Origin of the sequence: Burkholderia sp. BCC1644, assembly GCF_902833225.1 — a bacterium.
Taxonomy (GTDB): Bacteria; Pseudomonadota; Gammaproteobacteria; order Burkholderiales; family Burkholderiaceae; genus Burkholderia.
On sequence record NZ_CADFEI010000001.1, the window covers coordinates 708,481 to 725,894 of the forward strand.

A 17,414-nucleotide genomic window follows, 5' to 3' on the forward strand; every position below is an offset into this window, starting at 1 on the left:
CGCACGACAGCTGCGGCATCCTGATCTATGCTGTCGGCTTCGCCCCGACGACGTGGTGCACCGACGCATGCCGACCGCTTCCCCCGCTCCTGCCGCCCTGTTCCCGCTCGCCGAAGCCTGGTCGGCGTTCCCCCGCCGCAAGGCTGCCGTGCACGTCTTCATCGCCGGGTACTGCGCCGCGCGCGACCGTCGCGATGCACCGCTGCACGACAGCCCGGACGGCCAGGTCGTGCAGTTCGACGGCGGCATGGGCCGGCCTTTCGAGCATTTCGTGATCGAGGGCGCGCCCGCTCCCGGCGCCGGCCCGTTTGCGGTCGGCGCGTGGATCACGCGCTACGGCGCCGTGCCGCTGCCGCCCGCGCTGCACGGCAGGACGCGCAGGCTGTCGGACGAAACCTTCATGGCCGCCGATATCGACGTGTTGTCCGGCGACGACGCGCTCGCGCACGCGCTTGCCTGCCACACGCCGACCGACATCGACGCGTTCAACGCCAGCGACGCCTTCCCGCCGTTCCAGCCGAATCCGGCCACATTCCTGTTCGCGCACCGCTTCGACGGACGGATCGCCGCCACCGCGCGCTACGGCTTCGCGTCGCCGCGCGATATCGTCGTCGACCGCGTCGGGACGGCGGACGCATACCGGCGCCGCGGCCTCGCGATGCAACTGCTGGCCGCCATCGTCGCGCACGCACGGCAACGTGGCGCGCAGCGCGTGTGGCTCGTGTCGACCGAGGCCGGTCAGCCGCTGTACCGTGCCGTCGGCTTCACGCCGCTCGCGCCGGTCACGGTGGACGAAGTCGTCGCCTGAGCACGCATCGAATCGCGCCACGCGCTGCCATTCGTCTCGCGATTCGTCTCATTGCGTTGAGACGAATGTCCCGGCGTCTCACTCGACCACCGTTTCGCACGCGCAGCAAATTCCACGCGCCTCGCTCGCAAAATCACAACCGGTCGGCGCAAGGAAGCATGCTGCGCCGCACACGTCTACGTCCACCCAGTCACCGTAACCGGCACCGATTCACGCTGGCCCCGTTCCTGCATACCGGTCGAGCGCGCAATCGCGCGACGGGCGCCCCGGCAGCCCTGCCACCCGCCCGACGACACCCTGACGGAGACAGCAACGTGAGTACACCGGCACCGATCACCGCCCGCAGCATGAAAGCCGCCGTCTGGCGCGGCCGCCATGACATCCGCGTCGAAGAAGTTCCCGTTCCGGAGCGCCCGCCGGCAGGCTGGGTCACGATTCGCGTGCACTGGTGCGGCATCTGCGGCTCCGATCTGCACGAATACGTCGCGGGGCCCGTGTTCATCCCGGTCGATGCGCCGCATCCGCTGACGGGCCTGAAGGGCCAGTGCATCCTCGGCCATGAATTCAGCGGCGAGATCGCCGAACTCGGCGCGGGCGTATCCGGCTTCGCGGTCGGCGACCGCGTGACGGCCGATGCGTGCCAGCACTGCGGTACCTGCTGGTATTGCAGGCACGGGCTGTACAACATCTGCGAGAACCTCGCGTTCACCGGGCTGATGAACAACGGCGCGTTCGCCGAATTCGTCAACGTGCCGGCCGAGTTGCTGTACAAGCTGCCCGACAACTTCCCGACCGAGGCCGGCGCGCTGATCGAGCCGCTCGCGGTCGGGCTGCATGCGGTGAAGAAGGCCGGCAACATCGTCGGGCAGACCGTCGTCGTGGTCGGCGCGGGCACGATCGGCCTGTGCACGATCATGTGTGCAAAGGCCGCGGGCGCCGGGCGCGTGATCGCGCTGGAGATGTCGGCCGCGCGCAAGCGGAAGGCGCTGGAAGTCGGCGCGAGCGTCGTTATCGATCCGAAGACGGCCGACGCGATCGCGGAAGTCAAGGCGCTGACGGGCGGTTACGGCGCCGACGTGTCGTTCGAGTGCATCGGGCACACGGCCACCGCGAAGCTCGCGATCGACGTGATCCGCAAGGCCGGCAAGTCGGTGATGGTCGGCATCTTCGAGGAGCCGACACCGTTCAACTTCTTCGACATCGTGTCGACCGAGAAGGAAGTGATCGGCTCGCTCGCCTACAACGGCGAATTCGCGGACGTGATCCGCTTCATCGCGGACGGCCGTATCGACGTGCAGCCGCTCATCACCGGACGCATCGCGCTCGGCGACATCGTCGCGCACGGGTTCGAGGAACTGGTCAACCACAAGGACCGGAACGTGAAGATCATCGTTCAGCCTGCCGTTTCCCGATAGCGCGCGTATCGCCTTTCACTGCTGAGCGTCGCCCGATGTCCGGGCGACGCAACCGATTGCCGCCTCCTGCTTTCTCCCCGCCGTCAACCGAACCGAACCACATCCCACCTCCCCCTGACACGCCGTTAAAGAACTTTCGCAATCCAAACAATTGGGCAGGACACATTACCCGCCTGACACGTGATCAGGGTTTCTCCCGACCGAGCACGTTTCGTCCGATGTCGACAGGACCGTGACGCAAGGCGATCCTGTGCATCGCGCGATCCGGGTTCCCGGCCGCGATCGGTGCCGCCGCGTGACGGCGGGAAACCTGTTGAACCTCACGGTGCAACGGCGCCGACAGGCCGAGAATACGGGCCTACCCGGGATAGCTTGCAAACATGGTGTGTCATGGCCCTCTCGTTCCATCGGGATCACGCGAACAACGTTCGAACGCTGACGATCCAGCAGAAGACCCATATCGGCTTCGCGCTCGTCACCACGCTGCTGGCCGTGCTGTGCAGCACGATCATCTGGGGAAGTTTCCGGCAATACCGGCAGGAAAACGCCGACCTGCAAAGCTTCGAATTCATCCACGGCGCGATGGTCGCCGCCAACATGCTCTCGGCCGAGCGCGGCCCGACGAACGACCTGCTGGTGCGCCTGCGGGATGACGACGCGACCGAAGTGCTCAACCTGCGCGCCGCCCGCGACCGTTCGGACCAGGCGCTCGCGCGCTTTCGCGCCGGCATCGGGCAGGCAACCGCGCTCGACAACCGCGAGCGCAGCAACCTGCTGCACGCGCTCGATGCCATCCGGATCACGCTTGCCGATGCGCGCGCGGAAGTCGATGCGCTCGACGCCAAGCCGCTCGCGTCACGCACCGTTCACGCCATCCAGCACGCGCAGGCGCGCCTGTTCCGCGTCGTCGACACCGTGTCGCTGCTGATCGACGGCGCGATGACCGATACGGCGATGCGCGACCCGCACACGTCGGGGGCGATCCTGCTGGCACGGCTCCTGAGCGATCTCCGGGAATACGCGGGCCGCACGGGCTCGCTGCTCATTGCGCCGATGTTCAAGCGGCAGGCGCTCGACCGCGCGCAGTTCGCGGACATCATGCTGATGCGCGGACGCATCGAGCAATTGCGCGCCCTGATCGACGGTGCAATCGGCGCGCAGCTCGACGACGCCGACGTGGCCCGCGAGTACGCGCAGCTCAACGCGGCGTTCGACACGCACCTGCTCCCGCTCGTCGACACGATCGTCGCGAACGGCCAGACCGGCGCCTACTCGATGAGTGCCGCCGATTTTTCGAGGACGATCGTCCCGTATTTCCGGCCGTGCGAACTGCTGCGCGACCGCGTCATCGACGTTGCCCGGCATCACGCCATTTCGGACCGCAACACGGCCCGGGTCAAGGTCGCGATATCGGCGTTCGCGACCGCGCTCAGCGTCGCGATCCTGATCTCGCTCGCGCGCGGCACGCAGCGGCTGCTGTCGAAGCCGCTCGACGTGCTCGGCCGCCGGATCATTGCGCTCAGCGACGGCGATACGGCGCACGTCGCGATGCCGCGCGGCATCGGGCCCGAGATCGCACGCATCCATGACGCGCTGGAGACATTGCGCAACGCGTACGTCCGCCGCGACATGCTCGAGCGCCAGCGCAACGACATGCTGACGCTGTTCTCGCACGACATGCGCGCACCGCTGACGTCGCTGATCATCCTGATCGACGCGCAGGAACACCAGGCGAACGATGCCGGGACGAAGCGGCCGTTCGCGAGAATCGCCAGGCTCGCGCGGCACACGCTGGCGATGGCCGACGGTTTCGCGCAGCTGTCGCGTGCGGAGGCCAGCGAATACGAGCACGTGCCGGTCAATCTCGCCGACCTGATGAACGAGGCCCGCGACGCGGTGTGGCCGCTCGCGCACCGGAAGCACATGTCGATCGACGACGTGCCGCGACGCGACGACACGATCGTGCTGGGCGACCCGGCCCTGCTGTCGCGTGCGCTGATCAACCTGCTGGACAACGCGATCAAGTACAGCGCGTCGCTGACGAGCGTCGAGTGCCGGGTCGAGCCGAGCGCCGACGGCAACGCAATACGCTGCACGATTCGCGACAGCGGATGCGGGATCAGCAGCGCGGACCAGACGCGGCTGTTCGAGCGCTACCGGCGCTTCCGCACCGCCGGACAACCGGAAACCAGCGGCGTCGGGCTCGGCATGGCGTTCGTCAAGGCGGTCGTCGAGCGGCACGGCGGGAAGATCGAGGTGCGGAGCGCCGTGTTGCAAGGCACCACGGTCACGATCACGCTGCCGGCGGCCGCCAACGCGTGACGAAACCGGTCGCGGCAAACGGCGATTGCGACGCCGCAGCCGCGCGCGATTCTTCGATATACTGGACCGAACCCTTTTCGGGGCAACCGGAGGCCACCACGTCCTTCGAGCATTCGCCCCAGCCTGCGTGGAATTGCGCACCGTGAAACCGCGAGCCGGACTGATCCTCGAACTCTTCGTCAACCTCGTGCTGCCGTGGGTGGCCTACCGGGTCGCGCAACCGCATTTCGGCGAAACCGGCGCGCTGTACGCGTCGGCGGTGCCGCCGATCATCTGGTCGATCGTCGAATTCGTTCGCTCGCGCCGCGTCGACGCGGTGGCGGCCATCGTGCTGCTCGGCATCGCGCTGTCGATCATCGGGATGGCGCTCGGCGGCAGCCCGCGCACGCTGCTGATGCGCGAATCGCTCGCATCGGGCACGATCGGCGTCGTGTTCCTGCTGTCGCTGTTCCGCGAACGCCCGTTGATCTTCTATCTCGCTCGCGCGACCGTGGCCCGCGAGATGGACGGCGGCGCGGCGCACTTCGAAGCGGTCTGGGCCGCGCAGCCGGGGTTGCGGCAGATGCTGCGGCGGATGACGTTCGTGTGGGGCGGCTTCATGACGCTGGAAATGCTGCTGCGCTGCTGGATGGTGATGACCTGGCCGGTCGAACGCGTGCTCGTCGTGTCGCCGATCGTCGGCTACACCGTGTTCGGCTGTCTGCTGGCGTGGACCTTCTGGTACCGGCGGCGGATGCGCGTGCGCAATAGCGTCGACATCCCGGGCCGCAACGGCGTCACCGAAACCGCCGGCCGCTGACGCCCGGCCGGCTGCCCGCCCCCCCGTTCATCGACGGCCCGGCGGCAGCCACGGTGGCTGCTGTATGATGCGCGGCGTCTCGTCCGACCCAAGCCTTGCCCATCATGTCCCTTTCGCTCCTTCCGTGCGCCACGATCTGGCTCGCCCTGTTCGCGGCCGCCGCATTCGCGTGGCATCGCCCGCTGCACGGCCTGAGCATCATCCTCGCCGTGTTCGGCTATGCCGTCGCGCTGGCGTTCGGCAAGCTCGGGGCAGTCGCACTGGCGCCGCTCGCGCTGCTGGCCGCGGCCGCATGGGGCGTGTTGCCCGCGCGCCCGCTCGCGGTGCGGATCGCCGCGCACGCCGTGTTTGCCGCGCTTGCGGTCGCGCTGAGCCTGCATTTGATCCCCGGATTCCACAATCCGCTCGTAATCGGCCCGACGCGCTTCACGCCGGACGCCGTGCCGTTCACGATGTACCTGAATCTCGACAAGCCGCTGGTCGGCCTGTGGCTGCTGTGGGCATTGCCGTGGGTCGCCCCCGAAGTCGCGCTGTCGCGCGCGCTGCGCACCGGTGCGGTAGCGGCCGTCGCGACGGCCGCCGCGTGCCTGGCTGGCGCGCTCGCGTCCGGAATGGTCGGCTGGGCGCCCAAGTGGCCCGCGTCGGGCTGGCTGTGGCTCGTGAACAACCTGTTGCTCGTGACGCTTGCCGAGGAAGCGCTGTTCCGCGGCTACGTCCAGGGCGGGCTGACGCGCGCGCTCCGCGCATTCTCATGGGGCCCGTGGGTCGCGCTCGCGACCGGCGCGGTGCTGTTCGGCGCCGCGCACGCGGCCGGCGGCTGGTTATGGATCGTGCTGGGCACGGTGGCCGGCGCCGGCTACGGGCTCGCGTGGCGGCGCGGCGGATTGCTCGCGTCCGCGCTCGCGCATGCCGGGCTGAACGTCGTCCACTTCGGCCTGTTCACCTACCCGATGCTCGCCGCCGCACGCTGAACGCGGTGCGCGGCGGCGCCTGCGATGCCGCTCAGTTGAACCCGGCAATCGCGTGCGGCACGTACGGGCGTTCGAGCGTCGCGATTTCGTCGTCGGTCAGCGTCAGCGCGAGCGCGCCGAGCGCATCGTCCAGTTGCTGCGGCTTCGAGATGCCGACGATCGGCGCGGTCACACCGTGCTTCCGGGCCACCCACGCCAGCGCAACCTGCGCCCGCGGCACGTTGCGCGCGGCGGCGATCGCCGCAACCGCCTCGACGACCGCCTTGTCCGCATCGACCGTTGCGTCGTACAGCCGCTGGCCGACGTCGTCCTTCTGCTGCCGTTCCGACGATTCGTCCCAGCTGCGCGTCAGGCGGCCGCGTGCGAGCGGGCTCCACGGAATCACCGCGATGCCTTCGTCTTCGCAAAGCGGCAGCATTTCGCGCTCTTCTTCCCGATACAGCAGGTTCAGGTGGTTCTGCATGCTGACGAAGCGGGTCCAGCCGTTCTGTTTTGAAATGTGCAACGCCTTCGCGAACTGCCACGCGAACATCGACGACGCGCCGATATAGCGCGCCTTGCCGGCCTTCACGACGTCGTGCAGCGCCTCGAGCGTCTCCTCGATCGGCGTGCCGTAGTCCCAGCGGTGGATCTGGTAGAGGTCGACGTAGTCGGTACCGAGCCGCTTCAGGCTCTGGTCGATGTCGGTCATGATCGCCTTGCGCGACAGGCCCGCGCCGTTCGGGCCCGGCCGCATCCGGTAGAACACCTTGGTCGCGATCACGACGTCGTCGCGCTTCGTGAAATCGCGCAGCGCGCGGCCGACGATCTCCTCCGACGTGCCATCCGAATACATGTTCGCGGTATCGAAGAAGTTGATGCCGGCTTCGACCGCCCGCTGGATGATCGGGCGGCTTTCCGCTTCCGGCAGCGTCCACGGATGCGTGCCGCGCAACGGCTCGCCGAACGTCATGCAGCCCAGCACCAGCTTCGACACGTCCAGCCCGGTCGACCCGAATTTCACGTATTCCATTGCACGCCTCGCCACTCAAGTTGGGATTGCGGCCACATGCGCGTCGCGCATCCGCCGGACGTCGCATGGTATCCCGCACCGCGCGAACGCGTACGGCACGCGCACGCGTGCAGGCTGTGTGAAAGGATGAACCGGGACGACCCGGTTACTTGGCCTGGTCGGCGATCGGCTGCAGGAACGCGGAGAAACCGGTCAGCATGATCTGCACGCCGATGCACAGCAGCAGGAACGCCGACACGCGCTTCGCGACCTTGGTCCCTTCGCTGCCGAGGTAGCGCGCGAGCAGCGCGGAGCGGCTGTAGACCTGCCAGATCACGACCGCCACGAGCACGGAGACGGCGATCGACACGATGCTCGACAGCATGAACTCCGACAGCTTGTGCGTGCGGTTCGCGTTCAGCGCGATCGCGGTGGCGATCGAGCCGGGGCCGACCGTGAGCGGCACGGTCAGCGGGAAGAACGCGCGCGTCATGATCGCGTTCGCGTCGATCGGCTTGACCGGCGTGTCGCCGCCGCCGGGCCCGTCGGGCTCGTTCAGCATCTGCCAGCCGGCCACGGCAACCGCGAAGCCGCCGCCGATCCGCAGCGCCTCCATCGAGATCCCGAAGAAATGCAGCACCGGCGTGCCGGCGAAGAACGCGACCAGCAGCACGACGAACGAGTTGAACGCGACCTTCCTCGCGAGCAGGTCCCGCTCATGCTCGGTGAGTGCCTCGGTCCGTTCGAGAAACAGGAACGCGATGCCGATCGGATTGATGATGCCGATCAGGCCGGTGAAGCCGAACAGGATCTCGGAGATAAGGCGGTTGACGATCATCGGGCGAAGCATCGGTCAGGGCTGGGCCGGCAACGCGCCGGAGGTCACGCATTGTAGAGCAAGCGCCCGCGACACAAAATGCGGGCGCGCCCGCGGCGGCGCCGATCGTCGTCGCGGGCGCTTACTCGGCGCCCGCCTCCCAGGCCGGCGGCCGCTTCGCGAAGAACGCGGCGAAGCCTTCCTTCGCTTCCGGCGTCGCCCGCACGCGGGAGATCGTCTGCGCGGTGAATGCCGCGCGCTCGTCCGACGGCGGATACTCGCCGATCGCGTCGAAGAAGCGCTTGATCTCCATCAACGCGGTCGGGCCGTTACGCCCCAGCTCGGCAAGCGTCCGCTCGAGCGTTGCGTCGAGCGCATCGAGCGGCACGGCCTGGTGGATCAGGCCGATCGCGACGGCCTCGGCGGCGGCAAGCTGCGTCGCGGTCAGCGCGAGCCGGCGCGCCTGGCGCTGGCCGACCGCCTCGACCAGATACGGGCCGATCACGGCCGGCAGGATCCCGAAGCGCGCTTCGCTGACCGAAAAGCGCGCGAGGTCGCTCGCGATCACGATGTCGCAGGCCGCGCACAGGCCGACACCGCCACCGAACGCGTGGCCCTGCACGCGGGCGACCGTCGGTTTCGGGCACTGCCGGATCGCGCGCATCATCGCGGCGAACCGCTCGGCGTCGCGCAGGTTCGCGGCCGCGTCGTTCGTGCTCGCGCGCTGCATCCACTGCAGGTCGGCCCCCGCGCAGAACGCGCGACCGTCCGAGCGCAGCACGATCGCGCGGACGTCGTCGCGCCGGCCGAGCGCCGTGAACGCGTCGGTCAGCTCGGCGATCATCGTCTCGTCGAACGCGTTGAGCACATCGCCGCGCTGCAGCGCGACGGTCGCGATGCCGCGCGCATCGACCGCGACGGCCAGGGTCTTCAATCCATCCATCGAACAGGTTTCCTCGGGTAGAACGGCCAATATCGGAATCAGGCAGCCTGGCGGCGGTCGATCACGCGCCGCGCCTTGCCGGTCGCGGTCGCGGGAATGCCGCCGGCCGCGAGCACGGTCACGCCGGACGACACGCCGACCATCGTCTTGATCCGGTGCTGCAGCTCGCGCGCAAGCGCCGCGCGATCGCCGTCGGTGACGGACGCGGCCACCTCGGAGCGCAGCTCGACCGCGAGGTCGAGCTTGTCCATGTGACCGTCGCGCGACAACGTGATCTGGAACTGGCCCGACAGCTGCGGCAGCGCGACCACGATCTCCTCGATCTGGCTCGGAAACACGTTCACGCCACGCACGATCAGCATGTCGTCGGAGCGGCCCGTGATCTTCGCGAGGCGGCGCATCGCGCGCGCGGTGGGCGGCAGCAGCGCGGTGAGGTCGCGCGTGCGATAGCGGATCACCGGCATCGCTTCCTTCGTCAACGACGTGAACACGAGCTCGCCCTGGCTGCCGTCGGGCAGCACTTCTCCCGTGACGGGATCGATGATCTCCGGGTAGAAATGGTCCTCCCAGATCACCGGACCGTCCTTCGTCTCGACGCATTCGCACGCGACGCCCGGGCCCATCACTTCCGACAGCCCGTAGATGTCGAGCGCGTCGATGCCCACCCGCGTCTCGACTTCCTCGCGCAGCGCCTGCGTCCACGGCTCCGCGCCGAAGATGCCGATCTTCAGCGACGACTCGGCCGGATCCATCCCCTGCCGCACCATCTCGTCGATCAGGTTCAGCATGTACGACGGCGTGACGAGGATGATCTTCGGCTCGAAATCGCGGATCAGCTGCACCTGCTTCTCCGTCTGCCCGCCCGACATCGGCACGACCATGCAGCCGAGCCGCTCCGCGCCGTAGTGAATCCCGAGGCCGCCCGTGAACAGGCCATAGCCGAACGCGTTGTGCAGCGTGTCACCCGGGCGGCCGCCGGCCGCGCGGATCGAGCGCGCGGTCACGTTCGCCCAGGTATCGATGTCGCGCGCGGTGTAGCCGACCACGGTCGGCTTGCCGGTCGTGCCGCTCGACGCATGCACGCGCACGACCTGCTCGCGCGGCACCGCGAACAGCCCGAACGGATAGTTGTCGCGCAGGTCGTTCTTCGTCGAGAACGGGAATTTCGCGAGATCGGCGAGCGACTTCAGGTCGTCCGGATGGACGCCGGCCGCGTCGAACGTGCGGCGATAGTGCGGGACGTTGTCGTACGCGTGGCGCAGCGACCACTTCATGCGCTCGAGCTGCAGCGCCTGCAGTTCGTCGCGGCTGGCGGTCTCGATCGGCTCGAGGGCGGCGGCGGGATGCGTCGGGTGAGTCATCGGGGTGCTCCTCCAATGGAGTGATGTCGTTTTCGTGTTCGTATTCGTATTCGGTGCGACCGGGCGGTTACGACCGGAACGTGCGGCCGGCCGCATGCAGCGCGGCGATGCGCGGCGACACGCGATAGCGGTCCTCGCCGTAGCTCGCCGCCAGGTTCGACAGCACGCGATGCACGCGGCCGATGCCGATCGCATCGGCCCACGCGAGCGGGCCGCACGGGTAGTTCACGCCCTTCTCCATCGCGAGATCGAGATCGGCGGGCGAACACACGCCCTGGTTCACCGTGTCGGCCGCCTCGTTCGCAAGCATCGCGACGGTACGCATCGCGACCATCCCCGGCACGTCGGCGACGCCGACGACACGGAAACCCGCCTGCTGGAACAGGCCGACCGCGTCTGCATAGGCCGCGTCGCTGCACTGGAGTGCGCGCGTCAGCGCAACGAGCCCGGCCTGCGCGTAGTCGCGGGCAAGATCGACGAGCACGAGATCGGCCACGCCCGTCTGCGCGGCGCGTGCGGTGGCGGTGCGGCCATCGGTGAGCGCGATCGATGCGCGGCCGGCCGTCGCGAGCAGATCGTCCGGCTGCGCGCCGGCCTGCCGGGCACCCGCGATGCGTTCGGCCAATCGTGCATGCAGCGCGGCGGCCGGGCCGTCCTGGGCGTACAGCACGACGTCGGCCGGCGCGTCGCGCGACGGTTCGAGATCGGGCGCGGGCGGCGTCGCGCCGTCCGCATACGAATAGAAGCCGCGCCCCGACTTGCGCCCGAGGAAGCCGCCGTTCACGAGCTCCTGCTGGAGCAGCGACGGCGTGTAGCGCGGATCGTTGAAATACGCGCGGAACACCGATTCGGTGACCGCGAAGTTCACGTCGTGGCCGATCAGGTCCATCAGTTCGAACGGCCCCATCCGGAAGCCGCCGGCTTCGCGCATCACCGCGTCGATCGAGGCCGGCGCGCCGCCTTGCTCGTTGAGCACGCGCAGCGCCTCCGCGTAGTACGGCCGTGCGACGCGGTTCACGATGAAGCCCGGCGTCGATTTCGCCATCACGGGTTTCTTGCCCCACGCGGCGGCGGTTGCATAAAGCACTTGCGCGACGTCCGACGCGGTCGCGAGCCCGCTGACCACCTCGACGAGCGCCATCAGCGGCGCCGGGTTGAAGAAATGCAGGCCGGCGACGCGCTGCGGCACGCGCAGCCCGGCCGCAATAGACGTGATCGAGATGGACGACGTGTTGGTCGCCAGCAGGCACGCGTCATCGACATGCCGTTCGAGCGTCGCGAAGATCTCGCGCTTCACGTCGAGCCGCTCGGCCGCCGCCTCGACGACCAGCGCGGCGCCCACGAAGTCGGCCAGCGCACGCACCGCGCGGATCCGGTTGCCGGCCGCGTCGGCCTGTGCCGGTTCGAGCCGGCCTTTCTCCGCGAGTCGCGCGAACTGGGCACGGATGCCTGCCAGCGCCCTGTCGCAGGCCGCTTCGCTCAGGTCGTACAGCAGCACCGTGTGGCCGGCCGCGGCTGCGACCTGCGCAATGCCCGCGCCCATCGCGCCGGCACCGATCACGCCGACGACGGCCGACGGCGCCAGCGCGCCCGAGTTCACCGATTGTGCAGAGGAAACAGCCATCGCTTGCGATCCGTCATGAAGTGGAGGTGCGAGCGATTATAAACCGACCGGTCGGTAGATTTATGTCAGGGCGTGCCCGAATTTGTCGTGCAAGAGACCGTTACGGAGACTGCAAAGGTAAAAAAATTGAAAGATCAGGGCACTTTTTGTAAACCGAAAGGTCAACGTAAGTGTTCGAATATGAGATAGTGACCCCCGAACGCCTGATAAAATTCGACAAACCGCCGGATTTCAGGGGGAAACCGCGTGTCACGTCGCCACCGCCGTCCATTGCTGGCCGCCCTGTCGGGGTCGGAACCGAGCCCCCGGCCCGCGCGTCGTCACGTGTACTCGCCTCGCCGTCCGCGGCCAGCCACATCGAACCGTTTCATCCAGCGACGGGCTTCGGCCCGCCCGCGCCCCTCGCCGCCTCATCGTGGCGAACGCAAGGCAGCACCGTTGCACACTGCCACCCTTCGGTTTCATCATCCTCGTTCGGCGGATAGTACGGCCGGGCTTCGTCAACCCGTGACGGTGCGTCGCGCGCCGCCACTCGCATAAGGAAACCCTCCATGCCGCTCTCGTCCAACCAGCTCCCGCGCTGGACCCTCGTGGCCCCGCTTGCCGCATGGCTGGTACTCGCGCTGTCGCGCGCCGTGCCGGCCGAAGGCCTCGTCATCGCGGTGTTCGCCGCCGCGCTCGCCGGCGCCGTGTTCGCCGCCGTCCACCATGCGGAAGTCGTCGCGCACCGCGTCGGCGAGCCGTTCGGCACGCTCGTGCTCGCGGTCGCCGTAACCGTCATCGAAGTCGCGCTGATCGTGTCGGTGATGCTCGGCGCGGGCCCCGAGAAATCGGGCCTCGCGCGCGACACCGTATTCGCCGCCGTGATGATCATCTGCAACGGCATCGTCGGCATCTGCCTGCTGGTCGGCGCGTGGAAGCACGGCGAGCAGGACTTCCAGGGGCGCGGCGCCAGCAAGGCGCTCGCGGTGCTGGCTTCGCTGTCCGTGCTGTCGCTCGTGATGCCGAACTACCTGAGCGCCGCGCCGGGCCCGTTCTTTTCGAAATCGCAGCTCGCGTTTGCCGGCGTATCGTCGCTCGTGCTGTACGGCGCGTTCGTGTTCGTGCAGACCGTGCGCCACCGCGACTACTTCCTCGCCGCGCACGACAGTGCAAACGAGTCGGTGCACGCGGCGGCGCCGAGCACGCGTACCGCCATCATCAGCATGGTCCTGCTGTTCGTGAGCCTCGTCGCGGTCGTGCTGCTCGCGAAGCTGCTGTCGCCGGCCGTCGAGCACGCCGTGCTGAAGCTTGGCGCGCCCGAAGCCGCGGTCGGTATCGTGATCGCCGCGCTCGTGCTGCTGCCGGAAGGGCTCGCGGCCGTTACCGCCGCGCGTGCGAACCGCCTGCAGACCAGCATGAACCTCGCGCTCGGTTCCGCGCTCGCGAGCATCGGGCTCACGATCCCGACCGTCGCGGCCGTGTTCATCTGGGTCGGCCAGCCGCTCACGCTCGGCATCGGGCCAATGGAAACCGTGCTGCTGGCGCTCACCTTGCTGGTCAGCACGCTGACGCTCAGCCAGGGCCGCACGACGGTGCTGCACGGCGTCGTGCACCTGTCGCTGTTCGCCGCGTACCTGTTCCTGTCGATCACCCACTGACGTCCGAATGCACGCGGCCCGGCGGTTCTTCTCCGCCGGGCCGCGCGCCGTCTTTCACGTCCCTTCACCTTCCTTCATTCACACCACGCCGCCGTCACCGGACCGGAATCACGAGATGCTGGCCTGCCAGGATCAGGTTCGGGTTCGCGAGGTTGTTGCGGCGCTGGATCTCGCGATAACGCTGGCCGCTGCCGAGCTTGCTCGCCGCGATCAGGTTCAGCGTGTCGCCCGCCTTCACCACGTACGTGTGTTCGCCCGATGCGGCCGCGGTTGTCACCGCCTGGTCGCTGACGAAGTACTTGCGCAGCAGGTCGAGATACTGCGGCGACTGCTTGAGCTTTGCGATCGCGGCGTTCAGGTAGATCAGCAGGTCCTGGTCGTCCGCGCGCACGCCGATCTTGTACGCAATGTTCGAGCCGTCGAGCTTGGTCACCGCGAATTTCAGGTCGGTATTCTTGATCGAACTGACCGCGAACGGATAGTCGTAGATGAACGCGTCGACCGTGCGGCCGTCGATGCTCTTCGCGATGAACGCCGGATCGGAATCGTCGACCTCGACGAAGTGCACGTTCGGATACTGGCGGGTGACGAACGCGCGCACGTCGGGATCGCCCTTCAGGATCCCGACCGTCTTGCCGGCGAGATCGTCGGTCGAGCGGATCGCCGAGCCCTGCCGCACGATCAGCGAATAGCCGAAATCGTCGACGTACGGCACCGAATAGACGACGCCGGCCGGCGAGTTGTCCGGGAACGTCAGCCCGTCCATCGCGACGTCGACCACGTGGTTCCCCTTCGCGTCCGTATCGAGCAGTTGCTTCGGCACGCCCGGGTACGTGTCGACCTCGTGACGCGTATCGACGACGACCGGCTTGCCGCCGTGCGAGAACGACGGATCCGCGAACAGCAGCCGCGCGAATTCGACGTTGAAGCCGTGCGGTGCGCCCTTGTCCTCGCCGAAGAACGGTTCGCTCGGATTCTGCACCGAGATCCGCACGATGCCGTTTTCCGCAATCGATTTCAGCGAACTGGCCTGCGGCGTGAAGCCGGCCGGCAGGACATTGGCCGACGGCGGCGTCTGCGCGGGCTGGCCGGTGTCCACATTTTGTGCGGATGTCGACGACGGCGCCGCGTCATGCGCGGGAATCAGCGTCGACAGGCCGCCCTGATGCACGATCCATACGCCGACGAGCACGACCAGAAACGCGATTGCGCCAAGAAGTTTTTTCATGGTTGAAGGCCTGCAGGAAGTTATTGTTGTTTCGACGGCAACTGCGCGGGGTTCGCCGCATCGAGCCCGGGCGCGCGGCCGCCGTTCAACACCGCCTGCTGCTGCGCCTGCTTGACCTCGGGGTTATCCAGCAGCGACGTCTCCATCTCGGAGAACGCCTTGTTGACCGAGCGCATCACCGAATCGACGGCCACGTCGGTCTTGATCTGCTCGAACGTATCGGACGCCTGCCGGCCCGCGAGCTTGTTCATCTGCTGCGCCGCCTGCGACATGTCCCACATCGCCTTCGCGCGGTCGATCGCCGACGCGAAATTCTTCAGTTCGACCTGCACCTGCTTGTAGCGGCCCTCGCGAAACGCCAGCAGCTGCTTCATCGTGTCGAGCTGCGCCCGGAAGCGTGGCGCGTCGTCCGGGTACTGCTTCTCGAACAGCTCCGTCTTGCTCTCGAAGTTTTTCACCTCGGTACGGAACGCGGTGATGCTGTCCGCGAACTTCTGCGCGTCCTGGCGCTTTTCCGCGAGCTGGTTGATCAGCGTCTCGATCGGATTCGCCTGCGCCTCCGCGACGATCATCTTCACCTTCTGGTTCGCGAGCTTCATCGCGACGACCGGCGCCAGATAGATCGCGCCGAGACCGATCACGCCCGCCGCGACCAGCGCGATCACCCCCTTCAGGATGAACAGCGCGGCCGGTGCCGCGATCGCGACGCCGGCGACGATGATCGCCCACTTGATCAGCTTGACCTTGCCACTCCCCGAACTGCCGTTTGCTTCATTTGAAGGCTGCGACATGAGTTTTTCTCCTTGAACCTCGAACCGAACTGCGTACGTTTGCTTTTTCAAGCGCAATCGAAATGCTTCGGACTCCGGTGCCGCCCGGCAATCAGGAAAGCCGGTGGCGCAATACAAGGACGGGCGCGAGCGGACGTCACGAGACGCCGGTATAGGCGCCGTTCGGGATGCGGTGAGCGGGGGCTGCGTGCGGTGGGGCGATGCGGCGGGCCGGCCCGGCGCCGTTCATCGTCGCGGCCGTCGCGCGAACGGGAAAGTGTACCGACGCGCGGTACGAAACGGGATGACGGATACGTGACGCGGCGGGCGTCGGGTGAAGTGTCGTTGCGGCGTGCGGACGGATGCGGCGCCGGTATTCCGGTACGAGGGCGTAAAGGCTCATCGTTGTTCTTTTGCGTGTCGCGGGTGCAGGAACCGCGCGGCCGGCGCGTCCCGCTCCAAATGCACGGACGTATCGTGCGCCGACCGGCATGCAGCGTCAAGCGGTCGGCATGGAGCCCTTCGTCGGGCCGACAGGCCGCTGTCGTTCATGCCGCTCCGCCGTGAAACGCACGCACGGCGACATGCTTTCGAAATTGCAAGGATTCCTGCCATCGACGCCTTTCAGGCTCGCTCAGGATTGCTTGCCATTGCAGCGCAGCAAGCTTCCGGATTGAAAGCTTGTGACGCAACGCGAACGCGCGATGCCGTTACGCTGCCGCGCCACCCTGTTCCTGCGCGAGAAACCGCTCGACCATCGCGTTGAACACCGGCAGCGCGGGATTGTCGTTGTCGGCTCGCCACGCGAGATACAGCTCGGCCGCCACGTTGACGCCCGCCAGCGGCCGGAACACCACACCATCGACATGAAGCTCGCGCGCCGAGGCCGGCACCAGCGCCGCGCCGAGCCCCGCGCGCACGAGGCCGAGAATCGTATGCGTCTGCCCGACGTAGTGAAGGTAGTTCGGCAGCCGCCCGGCACCCGCGAACATCCCCGAGATCATGTCGTGGAAGTACTTCCCCTCGTTCGGCGAATACGCGATGAACGGCTGCCGGTCGAGTTCGTCGGGGCCGATCTGCTCGTAGCCGGCCAGCGGCGCGCCTTGCGCAACCGCGACGAGCATCGGCTCGCGCTGCACGAGACGGTATTCGAGCGGCTGGCGCGCGGCGCGCTGGCGTACGAAACCCGCGTCGAGCATCCGCGACGCGAGCGCGTCGATCTGCACGGTCGACACCATCTCGCGCAATTCGACGTCGACGTCCGGCAGCGCATGCGCCGCGTGCGCGAGCAGCACCGGAATCATCCGGTATGCGCTGACGGCCGTGAAGCCGAGCGTGATGCGGCCGGCCCCGCCGTGCGCGACGCGCTGCGCGGCCTGCTCGGCCCGTGCGGAGAATTCGAGGATGTGCCGCGCGTCGCGCAGGAAGCGCTCGCCGGCCGCGGTCAGGCTGACCTGCCGGCTGCTGCGCTCGAGCAGCGCGATGCCGAGCGCGTGCTCGAGCAGCTGGATCTGCCGGCTCAGCGGCGGCTGGGTCATGAAGAGCCGTCTGGCCGCGCGGCCGAAATGCAGTTCCTCGGCCACCGCAACGAAGCAGCGAAGCTGGTGCAGTTCAATCATCCAATTCTTGAATCAATCGATAGTCTTTTGATGTTAGACCGATATCGATGCGATTTCTATACTCGGTTCCACCTGATGCACGGCCTGCGCCGCGCACGACGACCGA

The 17,414-nt window shown here is 67.7% G+C and carries 14 protein-coding genes; 6 read left to right on the plus strand and 8 right to left on the minus strand.

The window, feature by feature from the left end:
- Window positions 1-67: 67 nt before the first annotated feature.
- The 5 genes from HWX87_RS03160 (at window position 68) to HWX87_RS03180 (ending at window position 6,315) form a co-directional block, all read left to right on the plus strand.
- Window positions 68-808, plus strand: coding sequence for a GNAT family N-acetyltransferase (locus tag HWX87_RS03160; protein ID WP_176045624.1), 741 nt, complete (start codon window positions 68-70; stop codon window positions 806-808).
- Between the two features lie 347 nt (window positions 809-1,155).
- Window positions 1,156-2,223, plus strand: a complete 1,068-nt coding sequence (locus HWX87_RS03165) for a 2,3-butanediol dehydrogenase (RefSeq protein WP_176045743.1) — start codon at window positions 1,156-1,158, stop codon at window positions 2,221-2,223.
- A 390-nt stretch (window positions 2,224-2,613) separates the two neighbouring features.
- Window positions 2,614-4,545: a HAMP domain-containing sensor histidine kinase gene (locus HWX87_RS03170; RefSeq protein WP_176045625.1), complete on the plus strand. Its 1,932-nt coding sequence runs from the start codon at window positions 2,614-2,616 to the stop codon at window positions 4,543-4,545.
- A 142-nt stretch (window positions 4,546-4,687) separates the two neighbouring features.
- On the plus strand, window positions 4,688-5,344 hold the full coding sequence (locus tag HWX87_RS03175; protein WP_176045626.1) for a VC0807 family protein: 657 nt from the start codon (window positions 4,688-4,690) through the stop codon (window positions 5,342-5,344).
- Window positions 5,345-5,448: 104 nt separating this feature from the next.
- Window positions 5,449-6,315, plus strand: coding sequence for a CPBP family intramembrane glutamic endopeptidase (locus HWX87_RS03180; RefSeq protein ID WP_176045628.1), 867 nt, complete (start codon window positions 5,449-5,451; stop codon window positions 6,313-6,315).
- A 31-nt stretch (window positions 6,316-6,346) separates the two neighbouring features.
- Here the strand turns inward: HWX87_RS03180 and HWX87_RS03185 are convergent, their stop codons facing one another.
- The 5 genes from HWX87_RS03185 to HWX87_RS03205 all read right to left on the minus strand — a co-directional run bounded on the left by HWX87_RS03185 (window position 6,347) and on the right by HWX87_RS03205 (window position 12,051).
- Window positions 6,347-7,327: an aldo/keto reductase gene (locus HWX87_RS03185; protein ID WP_176045630.1), complete on the minus strand. Its 981-nt coding sequence runs from the start codon at window positions 7,325-7,327 to the stop codon at window positions 6,347-6,349.
- Between the two features lie 145 nt (window positions 7,328-7,472).
- Complete coding sequence (locus HWX87_RS03190; protein ID WP_059240354.1) at window positions 7,473-8,144, minus strand: MarC family protein; 672 nt, start codon at window positions 8,142-8,144, stop codon at window positions 7,473-7,475.
- Window positions 8,145-8,265: 121 nt separating this feature from the next.
- Window positions 8,266-9,066, minus strand: a complete 801-nt coding sequence (locus HWX87_RS03195) for an enoyl-CoA hydratase-related protein (protein WP_176045632.1) — start codon at window positions 9,064-9,066, stop codon at window positions 8,266-8,268.
- A 38-nt stretch (window positions 9,067-9,104) separates the two neighbouring features.
- Complete coding sequence (paaK, locus tag HWX87_RS03200) at window positions 9,105-10,427, minus strand: phenylacetate--CoA ligase PaaK (protein WP_176045634.1); 1,323 nt, start codon at window positions 10,425-10,427, stop codon at window positions 9,105-9,107.
- 67 nt (window positions 10,428-10,494) lie between these two features.
- Window positions 10,495-12,051, minus strand: a complete 1,557-nt coding sequence (locus tag HWX87_RS03205; protein WP_176045636.1) for a 3-hydroxyacyl-CoA dehydrogenase — start codon at window positions 12,049-12,051, stop codon at window positions 10,495-10,497.
- A gap of 551 nt (window positions 12,052-12,602) precedes the next feature.
- On the opposite strand from HWX87_RS03205, the gene HWX87_RS03210 reads away from it, so the two are divergent.
- Complete coding sequence (locus tag HWX87_RS03210) at window positions 12,603-13,691, plus strand: ionic transporter y4hA (RefSeq protein WP_176045638.1); 1,089 nt, start codon at window positions 12,603-12,605, stop codon at window positions 13,689-13,691.
- Window positions 13,692-13,785: 94 nt separating this feature from the next.
- Here the strand turns inward: HWX87_RS03210 and HWX87_RS03215 are convergent, their stop codons facing one another.
- The 3 genes from HWX87_RS03215 to HWX87_RS03225 all read right to left on the minus strand — a co-directional run bounded on the left by HWX87_RS03215 (window position 13,786) and on the right by HWX87_RS03225 (window position 17,308).
- Entirely contained in the window at window positions 13,786-14,919 is a 1,134-nt protein-coding gene (locus HWX87_RS03215) for a transporter substrate-binding domain-containing protein (RefSeq protein ID WP_176045640.1), read from the minus strand.
- Between the two features lie 20 nt (window positions 14,920-14,939).
- On the minus strand, window positions 14,940-15,710 hold the full coding sequence (locus HWX87_RS03220) for a hypothetical protein (protein WP_176045642.1): 771 nt from the start codon (window positions 15,708-15,710) through the stop codon (window positions 14,940-14,942).
- A 689-nt stretch (window positions 15,711-16,399) separates the two neighbouring features.
- Entirely contained in the window at window positions 16,400-17,308 is a 909-nt protein-coding gene (locus tag HWX87_RS03225; RefSeq protein WP_176045644.1) for a LysR substrate-binding domain-containing protein, read from the minus strand.
- Window positions 17,309-17,414 lie beyond the last annotated feature (106 nt).

Coding starts and splice junctions, on each gene's coding strand:
- HWX87_RS03180 (WP_176045628.1), top strand. CDS start 5,449: ATGTCCCTTTCGCTCCTTCCGTGCGCCACGATCTGGCTCGCCCTGTTC.
- HWX87_RS03195 (WP_176045632.1), bottom strand. CDS start 9,066: ATGGATGGATTGAAGACCCTGGCCGTCGCGGTCGATGCGCGCGGCATC.
- HWX87_RS03160 (WP_176045624.1), top strand. CDS start 68: ATGCCGACCGCTTCCCCCGCTCCTGCCGCCCTGTTCCCGCTCGCCGAA.
- HWX87_RS03225 (WP_176045644.1), bottom strand. CDS start 17,308: ATGATTGAACTGCACCAGCTTCGCTGCTTCGTTGCGGTGGCCGAGGAA.
- HWX87_RS03170 (WP_176045625.1), top strand. CDS start 2,614: ATGGCCCTCTCGTTCCATCGGGATCACGCGAACAACGTTCGAACGCTG.
- HWX87_RS03215 (WP_176045640.1), bottom strand. CDS start 14,919: ATGAAAAAACTTCTTGGCGCAATCGCGTTTCTGGTCGTGCTCGTCGGC.
- HWX87_RS03190 (WP_059240354.1), bottom strand. CDS start 8,144: ATGATCGTCAACCGCCTTATCTCCGAGATCCTGTTCGGCTTCACCGGC.
- paaK (WP_176045634.1), bottom strand. CDS start 10,427: ATGACTCACCCGACGCATCCCGCCGCCGCCCTCGAGCCGATCGAGACC.
- HWX87_RS03205 (WP_176045636.1), bottom strand. CDS start 12,051: ATGGCTGTTTCCTCTGCACAATCGGTGAACTCGGGCGCGCTGGCGCCG.
- HWX87_RS03165 (WP_176045743.1), top strand. CDS start 1,156: ATGAAAGCCGCCGTCTGGCGCGGCCGCCATGACATCCGCGTCGAAGAA.
- HWX87_RS03185 (WP_176045630.1), bottom strand. CDS start 7,327: ATGGAATACGTGAAATTCGGGTCGACCGGGCTGGACGTGTCGAAGCTG.
- HWX87_RS03220 (WP_176045642.1), bottom strand. CDS start 15,710: ATGTCGCAGCCTTCAAATGAAGCAAACGGCAGTTCGGGGAGTGGCAAG.
- HWX87_RS03210 (WP_176045638.1), top strand. CDS start 12,603: ATGCCGCTCTCGTCCAACCAGCTCCCGCGCTGGACCCTCGTGGCCCCG.